This window comes from Marinobacterium lutimaris (assembly GCF_900108065.1).
Classification (GTDB): domain Bacteria; phylum Pseudomonadota; class Gammaproteobacteria; order Pseudomonadales; family Balneatricaceae; genus Marinobacterium_D; species Marinobacterium_D lutimaris.
This window is the reverse complement of sequence record NZ_FNVQ01000001.1, coordinates 1,854,443-1,871,686: the sequence shown is the minus strand read 5'-3', so window position 1 is coordinate 1,871,686 and position 17,244 is coordinate 1,854,443. Positions and strand designations below refer to the sequence as shown.

Sequence of the window (17,244 nt, the reverse complement as noted above, 5' to 3'; positions counted from 1 at the left end):
GGTGGTTGATCTACCCGGCTTTTTTTATCGTCCGGGGCAGGAAAAGCCTCGTGGCTGGGTTAGAATCCCGGCATCGTTTGAGCCCGTGCTCTATATCAATTCAGGGAGAGATACAGATGAAAAAACTGATGGTGCCAGTGCTGCTGTTTTTTGTCGCTGTGGCGGCAGGCAGCTGGCTGTGGCAGTCGGATAAGAGCAGTGGCGGGCTTGATGCCTATATTCCTGCCGATACGGTCATTTACTTTGGCGGCACGCCTGAGGAGCAGGTCACCGAGCGGATAATGGATTATCCGATCAGCTCCATCGACCCGGCTCAGCTCGAAGAGCTGCTGGAAGAGATTGGCGAGGTGCCTGAAGCCTCAGCGCCGGGGCAGAAGTTGCTGCGCGCGCTGATGCTGGATTTCGCTGCTCAGTCCACCAGCTATCGTCAGCTGTTCAGCCATTATGGTATCGACCTCAGCGGCGAGTCTGTCTTCTATATGCACGGCATCTACCCGGTGCTGCGAATGCATCTGGCTGATCAGGAGGCGTTTGATGCTGTTTGGCAGGGCATCAGCAGCGAGTCTGGCGTGCAGCCCACCGATGAGGTGCGCGGTGAGGTCAGCCTCAAGCGCTGGCGCCTGACGCCGGCCGATAGCGCCGATTACGTTGATCTGGTGGTTGCGCAGCAGGAATCCCTGGCGACGATTACCTTCCTTTCCTCGCTGGATGCCGAAGGGGTCGAGGCGGAACGTCTTGGTCTGCAGGCACCCGAGCAGTCACTGGCGAGCAGTGGTGAAGCGGCGCAGCTGATCAAGGATCAGGGGTTCTCCGATATCTTCAGCGGTTTTGTGCACCTGGAACGCATCGCCAAGGGCGTGCTTCAGGCTGACGATAGCCGTCTTTCCCGTGATATGGCGGCGCTGAGTCAACGTGCAGGCAAGCCCAATCCGTTTACCGGCGATCTCGCGCCTGTCTGTCGCGATGAGATCGTTGGCCTGGTTGGCTCGGTACCGCGTCTGGTGTTTGGTTACCAGTCGGTATCCGCCGAAGGGGAGAGTATCGATATAGCGATGCGGACCCTGCTGGAAATGAAGTCCCAGTCGGTGACCGATATCCTGGCTGGCCTGCGCGGTCATCTGCCCGGGCACGTCAACGGTGATCAGATGGCCGGTATGGCGATGGGTATCGATATGGATACGCTGGTGCCGACGCTGACCAAACTCTGGTCTCTGGCTGGTGAGCAGACCTTCCAGTGCCCGCAGTTGCAGCAGGCGCAGCAGCAGATGACGGCGACCAATCCAGCATTGCTCGGTGTGTTCACCGGTATGGCCCAGGGTATCAAGGGCGCTGGCCTGTCGCTTTACGATCTGAGCTTTTCCCAGGCCAGTGGTCTGCCGGAGTCTGTGGACTTCCTGCTCAGTGTCGCCACTGAAAACCCCGAGCTGCTGATCTCCCTGTTCAACACCACTGCTGTACCTCAGTCCAGCGGTCGTCTGCCGAAGTTACCAATGGATGGCGCCATGACCGAAGTTGATCTGGGCTTCCTGTCACCTGGCCTGACTGCCCAGCTGGGTAAACAGGGCCAGCACCTGGTGATCTATTCCGGCGAGCAGGCTGCCAGTGCGGTGGAAAGTCTCGCCCAGGAAAGCCTGGAGCCGAACGGGCTGATGTCCATGAGCCTTGATTATCCGCGTATCGCCGGCTGGATCGATACCCTGCCGGATTCGCTGCTGAGCCAGGCTTCTGGTGTGAATGGCGATGCCTGCATGGCTCACGCACGTATCCGTCAAGCGGTGCGCAGTCAGCCGATGCGGCTGCATTATCGTACCGATATCAGCAGTGCAGGATTGGTCGGCGAGACCGAAATGCAGATGCTGCCGGCTGTTGCAGAACAGTTTGGCGCAGAAGACCTGGCCGGGCGCTACGAGGTGCGTGATCTGAATCAGAACTGTGGCCAGCCGCCGATGATCGGTGAGGAGCTGGTCAACGCCGATGGCAGCGGCAGCTATAAAGAGTTCGATCCTACCGGTCAGTGCGAAACCCTGAACTATGCGTATAGCTGGGAGAAGGTCGGCGGTCAGCTGCGCTTCGATATTGCTGATGGCCAGTTCCGCGACAGCTGCGACGAAGAGTGGGTTGAGCTTGAGCCGCATGTAGCGCGCTGTGATCTGCTGCCTGCAGAGGGTGGTTTTGATTGCATCTACACTGATGAAGAGGGTGAAGGGCTTTATCGCTACTCCCGTCTGCCCTGAGCAGGCATGCTATGACCAGGTTCATGGCGTTCCGGCGCGGCAGGAGTGGCCCGGAGTCCTGAATCCGAATGCGGATCGGGGCTTCGGGAGTCCATTGATTTCAGGGACCCATTAGTTTCAGGAGAAAGAGTTGGATTACCTGCCGCTATTTTTTGATCTGAAAAAGCGTCACGCACTGCTGATAGGCGGTGGAGATGTGGCGCTGCGCAAGGCGCGGTTGCTAGTGCGTGCCGGTGCGCAGGTGCGTGTGATCTCTCATGAGGTGCATGCAGAGCTGCGTGAGCTGGTAGAGCTCCATGAGGGGCAGGTGCTGATCGGTGAGTATCATCCGGGCCTGCTTGATGGAGTGGCGCTGGTGATCGCTGCCACCGATGATGAGACGCTCAACGAGCGTGTGCATTACGATGCCGTGGAGCGCTTGCTGCCGGTTAACGTGGTGGATAATCCACCGCTGTGCACCTTCGTGTTTCCCGCCATTGTCGATCGTTCACCCATCGTTATCGGTATCAGTTCCGGCGGTCAGTCGCCGGTGCTGGCGCGGATGCTGCGTGCCAAGCTGGAAACCCTGATACCGAGTGGCTACAGCCGCCTGGGGCAGCTGGTTGGTGGCTTTCGTGAGCGGGTGAAGGCTCGCTTCAGTAGCGTCAATGACCGTCGCAAGTTCTGGGAAAAGATTCTCCAGGGCGAGGTTGCCGAGCGTGTTTTCGCCGGTCGCGATGAAGAGGCCGCGCAGCTGCTGGAAAATGAGCTTAACGCCGATCAGGGCGAGCCCGGTGTTGGCGAGGTCTATCTCGTGGGTGCCGGTCCTGGTGATCCGGAGCTGCTTACCTTCAAGGCGTTGCGTCTGATGCAGCAGGCGGACGTCGTGCTCTACGACCGTCTGGTGTCGCCGCAGGTGCTGGATCTCTGTCGCCGCGATGCGGATCTGATCTACGTCGGTAAGGCGCGTGACAACCACAGCGTACCCCAGCAGGGGATCAACGCACTGCTGGTGGAACACGCGCTCAAGGGGCGTCGTGTTGTGCGCCTCAAGGGTGGTGATCCGTTTATCTTTGGTCGTGGTGGTGAAGAGATCGAAGAGCTCAAGGCCCAGGGGATCCCGTTCCAGGTGGTGCCCGGCATCACTGCGGCCAGTGCCTGTTCTACCTACGCGGGCATTCCGCTGACCCATCGTGATTACGCCCAGTCGGTGAAATTTGTCACCGGACAGCTGAAAAATCGCACCTCGGACCTTAAGTTCGATGAGCTGGTTCACCCGAACCAGACGATCGTTTTCTACATGGGGCTGCACACGCTGGATAAGCTGTGCGAGGGGTTGATGGAAAAGGGCAAGCCGGGCGATACGCCGGTGGCGATCGTGTCCCAGGGTACGTCGGCCGAACAGCGTGTATTGACCGGTCGTCTCGACGATATCGTAGAGCGTCAGCGAGAGGCTCAGCTGCCAGCGCCGGCGATTGTGATCCTTGGTGAGGTTGTTGAATTGCAGTCAAAACTGGCCTGGTTTGGTCAGACCGAAGGGGCTCAGGCCGACGCCTGAGGCTCTTCTGCTTGGCGGCGGCGAGGTTTTAAACCCTTGTCGTGCCGGCGCCAATCGGCGTGAGGGCGCGCCTCCTGCAATGGGCATTTCGGTAGGAGCTGCGCCCCCGCCGCGATCACCCGCGGCGGTTTGGCGTAGCCATCATCTTGATCAGTGCAGCATCATGCCGATGCCGTAGCTGCCAGCAAAACCCACCGAATAGGCGATCAGCAGGAAGAATGAGTAGCGGGCGAAGCTGCCAAAGGTAACCGCTTCCACCTTGCTCATGGCGACGATACCTGCCGCCGAACCGATTACCAGCAGTGAACCGCCAACGCCCACCGAATAGGTCAGTGTAAGCCATTGCGCCGGCGTCATCACGATATTCGCTTTCAGCATGGCAGCTGTCAGCGGTACGTTGTCGACCAGTGAAGAGAGCAGGCCCATAACGAAGTTGGCGGCAGTGGTAGGCATCACTTCATAGATGCCGACCAGTGAGTTCAGCACCCCGATCTCCTTGAGCATGCCGACCATCAGCAGGATACCGAGGAAGAACAGCAGGGTGTCGTATTCGATGACGCGGATGTAGTCGAGCAGCCCCTCACGCTCATCATCCTTGTAATAGAAACGGCCGATCAGGAACATGATCGACAGGCCGAACAGGAAGGTCAGTACCGGTGGGATGCCGGCGATCACGTTGAGGATGATGGTGCCGATAATGGTCATCAGGAAGATCGCAGCGATCACCTTGCCGACACGGTCGTCACGGCGCTCGGTGGGGATGATCTCGACCTCGCCTTTAAGCGGTCGCGACAGCAGTGCGGCCAGCAGCATGACGCTGGCGAGTGCCGGAATGGAAAGGAACAGCAGGTCCTGAATCTCCACCTTGTCGGCCATGAAGATCATCAGCGTGGTGACATCACCGGTGATCAGGGATACGCCGCCGGAGTTCACCGCAAATACCACCATCACCGCAAACCTGAGGGTTTTGCGCGCCTCCATTCGCAGCGACAGCACCAGTGCTATAGAGACCAGCGTTGCGGTGATGTTGTCCGACAGGGAGGAGAACAGGAAGGCGAAGCCAGCCACCATGAACATCAGCTTTTTCTCGCCGACCTTGCGTGGCAATACCTTGTAGATCAGCGCCTCGATCAGCCCCTGGTGGTTAAGGAAGGCCACGAAGGTCATTGCCGCCATCAGGAACAGCCAGAGGCTGGCGATCTCGAGCAGGTTTTCATCCAGCTTTTCACGGATCAGGTCGGGAGACATCCCGCCCTCGGGGAAGAGGAAGATAAGCAGCCAGGAAAGGGTGCCGAAAAAGAGGGTGGTTTTGGCCTTGTTGACGTGAATAACGTCCTCGAGGACGATCGACAGGAAGGCGACGCCTGCGATCAGGAGTAGCAGAGAATGCATGCAAGATGCCCCAATCAAAGTGAGTGTGCAGTATTTGGGCGGTCGATCATGCGAGGCTGAAGGAGTGTTGTTGTGGCGTATGCGTCGAGCGCGCGGCCGAATGCTTTCCTTGAGCGAAGCAGAGGGTCAGTCAGTGTGACTGCACAGGATTGGTGCCTATTCTACTCCTGGGGCTGATCTATCTGAAGTCGAAGACTCTAGTGTTTTAGTACTAAGCTATTGGTTTTTGAGATAGGGCGTCGAAGGTTGCGCCGCCACCTATGGCTGTTTGAGTCTGATTAATCTCAAATTTCGGGTCTTCACAGCGCAGCCGGGTATAAAACGGATAGAGAAGACTTCCGGCTTCGCGGCTGTGAACGGGGTGCTGGCTATATAGGTTCAGCTCCCGGCGCTCTGTTTTACCGGCCTCTGGTGAGAGGCCAAGAATCACGCAATGGGCCCGGTTTCCTGCTTGGTTGTTCAGGTTGAGCTGGTGTCTCAGAAACAGCGGCCGGCTTTGGATCAGCGAAAGCGCCCGTTCTGCCTGTGTTCTCTCCAGTAGAAGAAAGGCCTTTCCGTTGGGTTCAAGCAGCGTTGAGATCGACTCGAGCAGGTCCGCAAGCGGCAGGCTCGGGCTGTGTCGCGCCTGCGACAGCCGGGAGTTGGCGTTCGGAGTGGAGCTGTCGAAGAATGGCGGATTGCATAGCACCAGATCGTAGGCATGAGAGGGCTGGAATCGGCGGATGTCGGTGCAGTGAATGTTGAGCCTCGCCCTGAACGGGCTGGCTTCGAAATTATCGCTGGCCTGCTGGGCTGCCTCGGGGTCGAGCTCAACGGCATCGATCAGCGCCTCGGGGGCGCGCTGTGCGGCAAAGAGTGAAAGCACGCCACTGCCGGTGCCGATATCGAGAATTCGCCGGGCTGATTGCAGCGGGGCCCAGGCGCCAAGGATGCAGGCGTCTGTCGTCACCTTCATGGCGGCGCCCCGCTGCTCGATACGAAACTCTTTGCACTGGAAAAAGCTGTTACGCTGACGTTTGTTCATCGCGGCGCGATCTCTGATCTGGCGGCCAGCAAGGGATGCTGGCAAACTCTTGGGTATGCAGCAGTGGTATGTCTATATATTGCGTTGTGCCGACGATACTTTCTATACCGGCGTGACCACAGATCTCAAGCGGCGCGTGCGGGAGCATAATGAATGCAACCGTCTGGGCGCGCGCTACACCCGTGTTCGTAGGCCGGTGCAATTGGTCTGGTCGGAGTCTCAGGCAGATCGATCAGTGGCGCTGAAGCGCGAGTACGCCATCAAGCAGTTACGACGTCCTGCAAAGCTAAGGCTGATATCAGACTATAGGGTAAGTGCGGAAGAGTTGATGGTTTAGGGCGCCGCTGGCGCAAAGGTTGGATTGCAGCAGAGAGGGTGGGCAAGGGTAGCGGTGGGTCTAAAACTGGCCTGAACGTTATCAGACGCGGACGTAATTGCAGTATCTCGGACACTGAATTAAACCGCTTTGGCAAATCGCGCGGGGCGTTGAAAATCTTTCAGGGAAATGACCGTCCGATGAAGGGGCGGTTGCAGGGAGAGTGGCTATACTGCCCTTGTACCAACACACAACAGGTGTGGTGAGTAGCAGGCATCCATATCCTCCATGCTTAAGCATGGTCTTTAGCCGGAATCTTTCCGGCACGAAACGGGGGCATCTCGGCGGGATGCCCCCTTTTTATGTTTCGCTTCTAGCTTAAAGTCGCTTCGGCTCAGCCGCGCTTCTGGAAGCTGCGCTTGCCGCTGTTGCTGCCCTTGCGGGGTGCGCCCTTATCCATCCACGGACGAATATCGAGACGCTGGCCGCAGATGCGGGCGCGACGCAGAGTCTGCATGGCGTCGTCCTTGATGCCGCTCGGCAGGTCGACGGTGCTGAACTCATCGCTGATATTGATGCGGCCGATGCTGCGGCTTTCCAGGCCAGCTTCGTTAGCGATAGCGCCAACGATGTTGCCCGGCTTAACGCCGTGCTGGTGGCCTACACCGATCCAGAAACGTTCCATGCCATCGGCCGGCGGCGCATTGCGCTGCGGCTTAGCGCGGCGTGACTGACCGTCATCACGACGTTCGCCGCGTTCGCTGCGCTCACGACGCTGACGTACTTCGTTCGGATCCGGCTCGTTTTCGTCCAGCAGGAAAGGCTGCTCGCTGTACATCAGAGACAGTGCAGCGGCGCAGGCCTTGGCCGGCTCCATCGCGTCTTCGCCTTCGGTCAGGGTGGCGATCAGCTGGGCAAACTGCTCTGTTTTAGCGCTTTCGGCTGCGCTCAGGATGCGCTGCTTCAGGCGCTCCATGCGCAGTTCGTTGATCTCTTTCGCAGTCGGCAGCTTCAGCTGTTCCAGCGGCTGGCGCGTGGTGCGCTCGATCTGGCTCAGCAGGCGCTGTTCGCGCGGAGCAACAAACAGGATGGCGTCACCCTGACGACCGGCGCGGCCGGTACGACCGATACGGTGGATGTAGGACTCGGCATCGTAAGGGATGTCGTAGTTGATAACGTGGCTGATACGTTCAACGTCCAGGCCACGGGCTACCACGTCGGTAGCGATAACCACGTCCAGTTCGCCGCGCTTGAGTTTTTCAACCACGCGCTCACGCTGCTGCTGGGCGATATCGCCGTGCAGGGCCGCGGCCGGGAAGCCGGATGCGGTCAGCTTTTCAGCCAGCTCTTCGGTCGCGGTTTTGGTGCGTACGAAGATCAGGCTGGCGTCGTGTTCGCCGAGTTCCAGCAGGCGGGTCAGGGCAGCCATCTTGCTCATGCCGCGAACGGTCCAGACGCGCTGGCGAATGGTGCTGGCAGTCGCAGTCTGGGCGGCGATCTTGATCAGCGCCGGGTCCTGCAGGTAGTTGTCGGCGATGCGACGGATCACGGACGGCATGGTAGCCGAGAACAGTGCGATCTGACGCTGCGGCGGGGTGTGCTGCAGAATCCACTCAACGTCATCGATGAAGCCCATGCGCAGCATTTCGTCGGCTTCGTCGAGAACCAGGGTCTGCAGACGATCCAGTTCCAGCGTGCCACGACGTACGTGGTCCATAACGCGGCCCGGAGTACCGATGATTACCTGAACGCCGCGACGCAGAGCGCGCAGCTGGCTGTCATAGCCCTGGCCGCCATAGATGGACAGGGTGCGCAGGCCGGTCAGATGACGGGCGTATTTTTCACAGGCGTCAGCAACCTGGAGCGCAAGCTCACGGGTCGGCGCCAGAATCAGCAGCTGCGGGTGCTGTTTGGAGGTGTCGATACGCTGCAGCAGTGGCAGAGCGAACGCCGCAGTTTTACCTGTACCTGTCTGGGCCTGGCCCAGGATGTCACGACCTTCGAGGAGCGGCGGAATAGAACCTGCCTGGATGGGGGAAGGTGTTTCGTAGCCGACTTCGGCCAGTGCTTGAAGAATAGGGGATGAAAGTCCCAGATCACCAAAAGAGGTGGGAGCATCAGTATTTGACATGCTGTGATTGTATACCTGAGTCGAGATGAGGCGTTGCTGCAGGATCAATCAGGCAGCGTTGCCAGTAGGAAAGGCGCACATACTACGCATGGATGCGCCAAAAGTCCAATGTATTGGGTTATTTGTTGGTTAAAAAGTATTCAGCTTCTTTTGTGGGGTATCTTCAGGGTACCTGCATCCCGCGCTCTACGAAGGGCAGTCCGGCCATTTTGTCCATCCAGGCTTTGACGTTGGGGAAGTCACTGGTGTCTACGTGCTGCCATTCGTAACGACAGGCCCAGGGGTAGATGGCGAAATCAGCGATGCTGAGTTCATCGACAACAAACTCGCGGCCGCTGAGTTGCTTGTCCAGCACGCCCCAGAGTCGCTGCGCTTCCTTGGTGTAGCGCTCCATGGCGTATGGGATCTGTTCGGGGGCAAAACGGTTGAAGTGGTGAGCCTGGCCGAGGAAGGGGCCGAAGCCGCCCATCTGCCACATCAGCCACTCCAGGGTTTTGTAACGCTGCAGGGGGGAGTCGGAAAGAAACTGGCCGGTTTTCTCCGCCAGGTAGATCAGGATGGCGCCGCTTTCAAACAGGCTGATCGGCTCTCCGCCCGGGCCATCCTCGTCGACAATAGCAGGAATCTTATTATTGGGGCTGATGCGCAGAAACTCTTCGCTGTACTGCGCGCCCGCCTGAATATCGATCGGGTGCACGTTGTAGTGCAGTCGGCACGCCTCCAGCATAATCGATATTTTCCTGCCGTTTGGGGTCCCCCAGGTATATAGATCGATCAAGGTGTACTCCTGACATCTGGCCGCTGCAGTGAACTCATTCCTGCGCGGCGAAGTAGTTATAAATACGGATCAGCTCATCCTCGCTGAAACGGATAATCAGTAGCTGCTGGCCCGGCTGAATGAGGTTGGGGTCCTGGCCGAGCAGCCCCTGGTCATAGTTGTAAATCAGGCTGTCTTTTACCTTCTGGTCCAGAATATGGCCAAGGAAGGAGCTGGAGCTGTCAGCAAGTTTCTCATCCGCATCTCCCGGAATGGTGGTGCTTAGAGTACGGCTGTTGGAGCTCAGCTTGATGCCCTGGGCGAAGGTCTTGGTGAGCCCTTCCTGCATGATGCCCCAGAGTCCCTGGCGGTCGTAGCTGTCCACCGAGTGAATATAGAACACATCGCTGGGATTGCTTTCCGGCGAGTTGAGTATCTCTTTGAGGCGCATCCGGTTCAGCTGCGACAGCGCGCTGCTGGAGGTGTCCGCGGTGGTGCCGGCCAGGCCCAGGTCTACTGCGTAGGTGCTGGCGCCGCCGCTCTCTTCACCCGCTTCTATCGCCGCCTGTTCTGCGGAGCCCGGCAGCGTCAGCATCTGCTCGCCGCTGACAAAGGCGTTAGCATCGCGCACATCGATGGCGCTCATGGCACTGCTGCTGGTGAGGGTCTCGATATGGGAGCGTGCCACCTCAGCGGTGTCGGGTGAAACCTCCGTTTCGGCATCGGTGGCGGTCGGCGCGGGTTGCTGGTCGCTGGACCAGAACAGATAAGCACCTCCCAAAACTAAAACGAGAATTACGGCAGCGGCTATTTTTTGCATGAGGGTATCCGAATAAGGTCCATTTTCGGGAGTCGCCGTATAGGGGAGTATGAAATCGTTTTTAATTTCCCCGGCGACTGCTTCTGATCACCATAATGGAGTTTGTCGGCGCGGAAAAGTTGCTTGGCGTTTTCCGGGCTGGCCCGGGCCACCAAAATGGAGTTATCTTGGTCGCGCAACTGAACAGACGGAGGGCCCCTGCCATGAGAGAAGATGAAGAGTTCTTCGAATTGATGGAAGCCGATGGTGTCAGGCCAATCAAATCGCCGCAGCGTGTGCATAGCTATGGCAGCGCGCGCCCGCGTCACGACCCCAAACACCGTGCCCGCCGGCTGGCGGCCCTTGGGGGTAGTAGCGATGAGCGTATGCCGTTGACTCCGGAATATCTGCTGGATCCGCTGGACCCCATCGAGTGGAAACGCGATGGCGTGCAGGAAGGGGTGTACCGTAATCTGCGCTTGGGGCGTTACACCGTGGATGCCCGCCTCGATCTGATGCATAAGGGCCTGGCGGAGTGTGCCGATGAGCTTGTGGAGTTTGTGCAGCAGTGCGTCGGCCTCGGGATACGCACGGTCTTGGTCAACTTCGGCCGCAGCCGCCATTCGGACAGCCACGCTAACCGGGTTAAAAGTTGTCTGGATATCTGGCTGCGAGCGCTCGACGAGGTGATGGCCTATCACTCCGCGCAGCCGCAGCAGGGTGGCACTGGCGCCATCTACGTGATGCTGCGTAAAAACAGCCAGCAGCGGCAGCAAAACCTCGAAAGGCACCAGAACGGCCGCAGCTGAGTTGTCGCCTGATTGCAGTCAGTTGGAAAAAACGCTTTACTGCCAGCAACTATTTATTGCCAGAAACTTATCACCGCCAGCAGCTTAGCGAAGGATAGACAGCCAACAATGGATTCCCGGACCACTCAGCTTCAACGGCGAATGCTGACCCTGCTGTCTCTGGCTCTGGGGCTTGTATTGTTGGCACTGCTCCTGGTGTCTTTGATACTGGGTTTGTCCCTGTTGCTGATGCTGCTTGCAGGTCTGGGACTGGTCCTGCTACTGGTTCAGGTTTTAGGTGTGCGTCGCCTGATCGATCAGCAGAGCGCTCGCCTGGATGAGCTGCAGCATTCGCTGATTACCCAACGGGTGACGGATCCGGATACCGGCGCCGCGCTGCCTGAGTGGTTTTCGCGGGTGTTGGGCACCGAGTGCCGCCGTGCGGTCCGTGAATTTGCCCCCCTGACCCTGATGCGATTTGACCTTCAATGCCCTGATCCGGTTACGCTGGCGGCCTGCCGTGTACGGCTGGCGTTGATGCTCACCGATGAGGTCTCGCGCCCGGGAGATCTGGTTGGTCTCAATGATCGCGGTGAGATCGAGCTGCTGTTACCGAGCACCAACGAACAGGCAGAACGCCTCGCGGAGCGCTGTATCGCGAACGCCGAGAGACTGCTTGGCCGCGAGCAGGTTGAAGTGCGCCTTGCCGCCTGCACCCTGCAGCCGAACAATGACCTGACGCCGGAGAGTATCCGTGCGCAGTTGCTGCACTTGATCGATGAAGTTCGGGATCAGGCTCCAGGCAGCTACGCCTACCGTGCCGAAAGTGTCGAGCTCGATGCCTTTAACCCCTCTTTTAGCTCATGATCGATGGTGTCTTTGGCCGTCTAGGACGACGGCTTGTCCTTAGTCGTCACCGGGGCCTGCTCTGGCTGGCCGGCGATGAATCTTTTTGTGCGGCAAATCTTCCGCGGCTGATCGACAGTCTGGCATCGACGGGTTCCGGACTGGTTTTCAGTAACCGGGACCTGGGTGCTGATATTGAATACCGCCCGCTGAAACGCGCCGGAGAAATTCTTGGGCAGACTCACCCCTGGATTGTTTTCGATGCTTACAGTGGTTTTAACCCCAACACCCTGGCTCAGATCGCCGGCACTGTGGCCGCTGGCGGCTGGCTTGTCATTCTGGCCCCGGATTCCGGGTCGTGGCCGGGCTTTAACGATCCCGAATACCGGCAGTTGAGTGTTGAGCCCTGGGCTCCGCAACAGCTGGAGCCGCGTTATCTGCGCCGGGTGGTAAGGATGCTCGATGCGGATCCTGCCGTGGTGAAGTGGAGCGCTTCGGGGGTAGGGCAGCCGAACTGGCCGGATCTCTCTCCTCCGGTTGCTGCTGAGGCGCCATATCTGAGTGAGGATCAGCAGCGTGCCGTCGACAGATTGCTGCGCGCGCTGGCTCAGCGCCGCTGCAAGCAGGTGCTCAGCGCAGACCGTGGGCGCGGCAAGAGTGCTGCGCTGGGGCTGGCTTTAGCGCTTAAAGCGCAGCAGAAACCGCTAAAAGTCGCGTTGACGGCGCCGTCCCGAGCCGCGCTGGATGCACTGTTTGAACGTATCGAAGCCCTGCTCGGGCCGATCGAGTGGCAGGGCAATAGCGGCCAGGCGGGTTCTCTGCGCCTGGAGTACCGGGCGCCTGCCGAGCTGGCCGAGGTCCCTCTGACGGCGGATCTGCTGGTTATTGATGAGGCCGCGGCTATTGCCACGCCGGTTTTGGCGCAGCTCAGTCGATGCTACTCGCGGGTGTTGTTCGCCACTACTCAGCACGGTTACGAGGGTAATGGCCGTGGTTTTACGCTGAGATTTATGGCTGAGCTGCGTGCGCTGGCGCCAGAGGTGGCCGAGATTCATCTACAAACCCCGGTGCGTTGGGCGCCGGGTGATCCGCTGGAGCGGTCGCTGTCGCGTTTGCTGTTGCTGGATGTGGATGCTGAACCGCCGGTCCTGAGCGGTGATGGCTCTGTGCTGTCTATGGAGTGGCTGGATCGGGATCGCCTGACCGAGGATGAGCCCCTGCTGCGGCAGCTGTTCGGATTACTGGTGCTGGCGCACTACCGCACTACGCCCGGCGATGCCCGGGTGCTTCTTGACAGCCCGAACCTGGATCTGTGCCTGCTGCGTGCCGAGGGCGAGCTGTTAGGTTGTGCGCTGGTCGCCAGGGAAGGGGAGTTATCTGACGACCTGGCACAGGGCGTCTGGCAGGGTGTGCGCCGGCCTACCGGGCATCTGTTGCCTCAGGCGCTGATCGCCCACGAGGGTGTGCTTGAGGTCGCGTCCTGGAGTGCCTGGCGCATCGTACGTATCGCTGTGCATCCCGGTTGTCAGCACCATGGGCTGGGTTCCCGGTTGCTGCAGTGGCTGGTTACCAGCGCGCAGCAGCAGGGTGTGGACTATATCGGTGCCAGCTTTGCAGCGACCCCCGCGCTGCTTAACTACTGGCAAGGCTGCGGTTTCGTGCCGGTAAGGGTCGGAGATCGGCACGACCCGGTGTCCGGTTCCCACGCGGTGCTTGAACTGCGGGCACTGTCGTCGCGAGCGCAGGCCTGGCTGCCGGGCATGCGCAGGCGCTATGCGGATGCACTGCGTTACCGTCTGAATGGCACTCTGAAGGCTCTGTCGGTGGAGTTGCTGCCACCGCTATTCGATGCTTTGCAGCCTTTGGAGCTTGATGCACTGGACAGACAGTTGCTTCAGGGCTTCGCGTTTTACCAGCGTTCCCTGGAAAGTTCGCTGGTGGCGTTGGATAAGCTGCTGCGTTTGAGTGTCGGTCGCTGGTCCGAGCTCGGAATAGAGCTGCCCGATCAGGCTTTGCTGGTGGAGCGGATCTGGCGCCAGACCCCGGCAGAGCAGTTGAACTGGGCAGGCGGGCGCAAAGCCCAGCTGGCGCGGCTGAGGGAGCTGACCGTGCAGCTCCTCGATTTAACCTGAGCCTGGAGGGCCTGGTCAGGCGAGCAGTTCAACCTCGGCGCCGACTTCCAGAAGACCCGGTTTGGTTACCATCAGGTTGTGGCCAAAACAGACGCGGCCATCTTCGCTGCGATGGATGCGCGCCAGGGTGCGTAGCGGTTCGGATTTCGGTGATTTTTCGCCGGTGAGAGGATCCCGGGTAATCAATACGCAGCGTTCACAAGGTTTTACCAGTTCCAGCTCAACCTCGCCGATTCTGATTCGCTTCCAGTTATCTTCCGCCCAGGCCGGTGCGTCCTTGATCACCAGGTTGGGGCGGAAACGGCGCATTTCTGTTTCTGCAGGGCCTTCGTCGCGCAGTGCCTGTAGCGATGCTTCGTTCGTGAGCAGGATGGGATAACCATCGGCAAAAAGCACCGGACGTTCGGCGGCGCGACCGGCTACGCGGTAACTTTCCGGGTCGTTGTAGACCAGGTGCACAGGTTTGCCGAGGTAGTCGCTGAGCCACTCGTCAACCGCTTCAGGACAGCGGCGTCCGGCAAGAATGTCGCTCCAGACCTCTACCTGGCGTCGATCGGTGTCGATCTGGTCGTAATGCAGATAGAGCGGCAGCTTGCCGGGCGCGCTGAGAATCAGACCGTCATGGACCAGCGTCGATACCAGGTTGAGCAGCTTCGGATCCTGGCGCGCGGTGATAAACATCCCTTCCGGGTCGCAGACCATAAAGCGCCGGTCCATCGCCAGGCCACGGCTTTCTGTCCAGGCCGAGGGCAGGGCGATCTGCGCGCCGGATTTAATAGGGTAGATATAAAGTCCGCTGACGCTGGGTTTAGACATGGGATTCCCTTCAGTTCCTGTTTTATATTGATGCCGGTTTGCGGCTTAGCACCATCAGCCCGGTCTGCATCCTGCCCTGCTCTTCACGCAGCGGGAAGCGGGTGCAGCTGATCACCTCAAGGCCAGCTTCTGCAGCACGCTGGCGCAGATGTGCTTCACTATGACGATAGCGCCCGGTGGTCGCCAGCTCCAGATCTTCTTCGGCGGCCTCGACCGTAAAGGCAAAGGTGCCGTCCGCTGTCAGCGCCTGATGTACGGCCTTCATCACCGCTCCCAGATCGCCGATATAGATCAGCACGTCGGTGGCACAGATCAGTTGCAGCGGTTGTTGCTCTTGCTTCTGTTGCCTCAGCCAGTCCAGCAGGTTTGCCTGTTCAAGCAGGTCGTAGCCGCCCTGTTTACGCGCCTCGTCGAGCATTCCCGCCGACAGGTCACAACCGCTCAGCTCCTCAATATGAAACGCCTTTCGCAGGCTGCGGCCCAGCAGACCACTGCCACAGCCCAGGTCTGCCACGCGGCTCAGGTGATGGGGCAGCAGTTGTGTCAGTGCATCGCTTAGCATCGCCGGGGCGCGGTAACCGAGGCGGTCGACCAGCTGCTGCTCGAACTGCTCGGCATGGGTGTCGTAAAGGTCTCGTACGTATTGCTCGGGCGCATGTTCCGCAAGTTCGCCGGTGGCTGCATCGACCATGTGGCGGGCGGCGGCATGCTTTGGGTCTAGCTCAAGCAGCCGGCTATAAAGCGGCAGGGCGGTATTCAGATAACCTTCTTCCGCCAGGTAGTCGGCTACCGATTCGAGTTGCTCAATCGTCAGGCTGGCGAGTTTTTCTGGCGCCAGTGGTGTCCCGCTGAGGCTCAGCAGCAGACAGTATTCGCCCAGAGTTTCCAGGTTGGAGTCGTCCTCTGATAGCGCGCAGTCCATCCTGGCGAGCGCCTTCTCGGTGGCGCCGCTGTGGCGCTCGGCACGCGCAAACAGGCATTGAAGCTCATCAATCGGGTTGAGGCTGGGGTGTTGCTGCAGCGTGTGAATAATCGCTGGCCAGGACTCCAGTACCTCGAGCAGGTAAAGACGGTTGATCTGAAAGGATTCCTCGTCGGGGACCAGCGTCAGTGCCTGTTCTTGCACCCTGAGCGCTTCGTCGAACCTGCTGCGCTGTTTCAGTGCCAGTGAAAGATTGTTCAGTGCCTGGGCGCGAAAGCGTTCAGCGACTGGCAGTTCGGCGGCGCGTTTCAGCTCCTTGCAGGCTGAGAGCGGGTTGCCGGCATGCATCTTTATCACGCCCAGCAGGTGGCGGGCATTGAAATCTTTGGGGTTTCTGGCCAGGAGCTGCTGGCAGATCGCCTCGGCGCTGGGGTAGGCTTGCTGCTGCATCAGCATCAGGGCCTGTTGTAACGGGCTGGGTGCTGTCATCGGGGTAAACTGTCGAATCGGTTTTGTGACGGGTGTGCTTGCTCTGCTTCGACGGCGATACTACCTTGGCGCGGGCTTTTTTTTCCAGTCCCGGCTCCGCTGATTAAGTAAGGGGAATATATGGAACTGGATAACCAGGTACTGGTCGATCTGGTAACAATGAAAATGCCGTTTGGTAAATACAAGGGGCGGGTTCTGCTGGATCTTCCAGAGCCTTATCTGGTCTGGTTTGCAGGTAAGGGGTTCCCCGAGGGTAAGTTGGGTGAGCGTCTGGCGCTGCTTTATGAGATCAAGCTGAACGGCCTTGAGTCGGTGCTGGAGCCTTTGCGGCGGCGCTGAGTTGTTTGGCCGAGGTTAAGCCGGCATAGACTAGGCTGAAACCTCTAAGCGGCTAAAGTGAGTCGCTAGAGAGAGTGGCACTATTTGTGGCAACAGGAGAAGTTGATGAAACGTATTCTGATGACAGCGCTACTGGTTACCGCATTGCCGGTCATGGCGGAAAAGCCGCAGTGGGTTGAAGACAAACAGCAGGGCAAGGGAGGCCCGCAGCAGCATCAGGGATACGATGAACGCGATCAGGATTATGACGGGGATCGAGGTCGCGACTATGACCGCGGTGACCGTGACAGAGACTGGGATCGCGATAGAGACCGGGATCGTTACTACGACTACGACTACGATCGTTACCGTCTCTCTGATCGCGACCGGGATCGCCTCCTGCGCGATATTCTGCAGGGGCACTACGGCGCAACCTATGAGCCGGAGCGTCATCGTTATAAGGCACTGCCGCCCGGGCTGCAGAAAAAGCTGCGCCGGGGTGGTGATCTGCCTCCAGGCTGGCGTGACAAACTGATCGTCGGTGACCGGATCGATCCCTATCTTTACCGTCATGCCGAGCATCTGCCGTCGGACCTGCTTAACAGAATTACCGGCCGTGATGACGGCATCGAATTACTGCGCATCGGCGATAGAATCGTGCGTGTCATGGAAGGGCGGGGCACAGTGCTGGATGTCATCGACCTGACCGATCGCGCCCTGGGGCTGTTTGACTAGGTGCCGGT

At 59.2% G+C, this 17,244-nt stretch carries 15 protein-coding genes; 8 read left to right on the top strand and 7 right to left on the bottom strand.

Features of this window, described 5'->3' with window-relative positions; genetic code table 11:
• The first annotated feature begins 116 nt into the window (after positions 1-116).
• Both C4S72_RS08785 and cysG read left to right on the top strand, forming a co-directional pair.
• Complete coding sequence (locus C4S72_RS08785) at positions 117-2,234, top strand: hypothetical protein (RefSeq protein ID WP_104002640.1); 2,118 nt, start codon at positions 117-119, stop codon at positions 2,232-2,234.
• A 130-nt stretch (positions 2,235-2,364) separates the two neighbouring features.
• Entirely contained in the window at positions 2,365-3,771 is a 1,407-nt protein-coding gene (cysG, locus tag C4S72_RS08780) for a siroheme synthase CysG (RefSeq protein ID WP_104002639.1), read from the top strand.
• A gap of 150 nt (positions 3,772-3,921) precedes the next feature.
• On the opposite strand, the gene nhaD is transcribed toward cysG, so the two are convergent.
• Both nhaD and C4S72_RS08770 read right to left on the bottom strand, forming a co-directional pair.
• Positions 3,922-5,163, bottom strand: a complete 1,242-nt coding sequence (gene nhaD / locus C4S72_RS08775; protein ID WP_104002638.1) for a sodium:proton antiporter NhaD — start codon at positions 5,161-5,163, stop codon at positions 3,922-3,924.
• A gap of 211 nt (positions 5,164-5,374) precedes the next feature.
• Complete coding sequence (locus C4S72_RS08770) at positions 5,375-6,187, bottom strand: tRNA1(Val) (adenine(37)-N6)-methyltransferase (RefSeq protein ID WP_104002637.1); 813 nt, start codon at positions 6,185-6,187, stop codon at positions 5,375-5,377.
• 55 nt (positions 6,188-6,242) lie between these two features.
• On the opposite strand from C4S72_RS08770, the gene C4S72_RS08765 reads away from it, so the two are divergent.
• A complete protein-coding gene (locus C4S72_RS08765) occupies positions 6,243-6,524 on the top strand; it encodes a GIY-YIG nuclease family protein (RefSeq protein WP_104002636.1) in 282 nt (93 codons plus the stop codon).
• A gap of 373 nt (positions 6,525-6,897) precedes the next feature.
• On the opposite strand, the gene C4S72_RS08760 is transcribed toward C4S72_RS08765, so the two are convergent.
• From C4S72_RS08760 to C4S72_RS08750, 3 genes are all read right to left on the bottom strand, one after another.
• Positions 6,898-8,634, bottom strand: a complete 1,737-nt coding sequence (locus C4S72_RS08760; protein WP_104002635.1) for a DEAD/DEAH box helicase — start codon at positions 8,632-8,634, stop codon at positions 6,898-6,900.
• 163 nt (positions 8,635-8,797) lie between these two features.
• On the bottom strand, positions 8,798-9,412 hold the full coding sequence (locus C4S72_RS08755; protein ID WP_104002634.1) for a glutathione S-transferase N-terminal domain-containing protein: 615 nt from the start codon (positions 9,410-9,412) through the stop codon (positions 8,798-8,800).
• Positions 9,413-9,446: 34 nt separating this feature from the next.
• Positions 9,447-10,211, bottom strand: coding sequence for a hypothetical protein (locus tag C4S72_RS08750; RefSeq protein WP_104002633.1), 765 nt, complete (start codon positions 10,209-10,211; stop codon positions 9,447-9,449).
• A gap of 203 nt (positions 10,212-10,414) precedes the next feature.
• Here C4S72_RS08750 and smrA point away from each other — a divergent pair, with 203 nt between their 5' ends.
• The 3 genes from smrA to C4S72_RS08735 all read left to right on the top strand — a co-directional run bounded on the left by smrA (position 10,415) and on the right by C4S72_RS08735 (position 13,956).
• Positions 10,415-10,999 (top strand): DNA endonuclease SmrA, encoded by a 585-nt coding sequence (gene smrA, locus C4S72_RS08745; RefSeq protein WP_160115477.1) that lies wholly within the window; start codon positions 10,415-10,417, stop codon positions 10,997-10,999.
• A gap of 108 nt (positions 11,000-11,107) precedes the next feature.
• Positions 11,108-11,845, top strand: coding sequence for a hypothetical protein (locus C4S72_RS08740; protein ID WP_146071883.1), 738 nt, complete (start codon positions 11,108-11,110; stop codon positions 11,843-11,845).
• Positions 11,842-13,956 (top strand): tRNA(Met) cytidine acetyltransferase TmcA, encoded by a 2,115-nt coding sequence (locus tag C4S72_RS08735; protein WP_104002630.1) that lies wholly within the window; start codon positions 11,842-11,844, stop codon positions 13,954-13,956. The genes C4S72_RS08740 and C4S72_RS08735 overlap by 4 nt, the downstream gene beginning before the upstream one ends.
• Before the next feature lie 15 nt (positions 13,957-13,971).
• On the opposite strand, the gene C4S72_RS08730 is transcribed toward C4S72_RS08735, so the two are convergent.
• Positions 13,972-14,772, bottom strand: a complete 801-nt coding sequence (locus C4S72_RS08730; RefSeq protein ID WP_104002629.1) for an MOSC domain-containing protein — start codon at positions 14,770-14,772, stop codon at positions 13,972-13,974.
• 22 nt (positions 14,773-14,794) lie between these two features.
• Positions 14,795-16,183, bottom strand: a complete 1,389-nt coding sequence (locus C4S72_RS08725; RefSeq protein WP_104002628.1) for a class I SAM-dependent DNA methyltransferase — start codon at positions 16,181-16,183, stop codon at positions 14,795-14,797.
• Between the two features lie 120 nt (positions 16,184-16,303).
• On the opposite strand from C4S72_RS08725, the gene C4S72_RS08720 reads away from it, so the two are divergent.
• Together C4S72_RS08720 and C4S72_RS08715 are read left to right on the top strand one after the other, a co-directional pair.
• Positions 16,304-16,522, top strand: a complete 219-nt coding sequence (locus tag C4S72_RS08720) for a DUF3820 family protein (protein ID WP_104002627.1) — start codon at positions 16,304-16,306, stop codon at positions 16,520-16,522.
• A 105-nt stretch (positions 16,523-16,627) separates the two neighbouring features.
• Positions 16,628-17,236: a hypothetical protein gene (locus C4S72_RS08715; RefSeq protein ID WP_104002626.1), complete on the top strand. Its 609-nt coding sequence runs from the start codon at positions 16,628-16,630 to the stop codon at positions 17,234-17,236.
• The last annotated feature ends 8 nt before the right edge of the window (positions 17,237-17,244 follow it).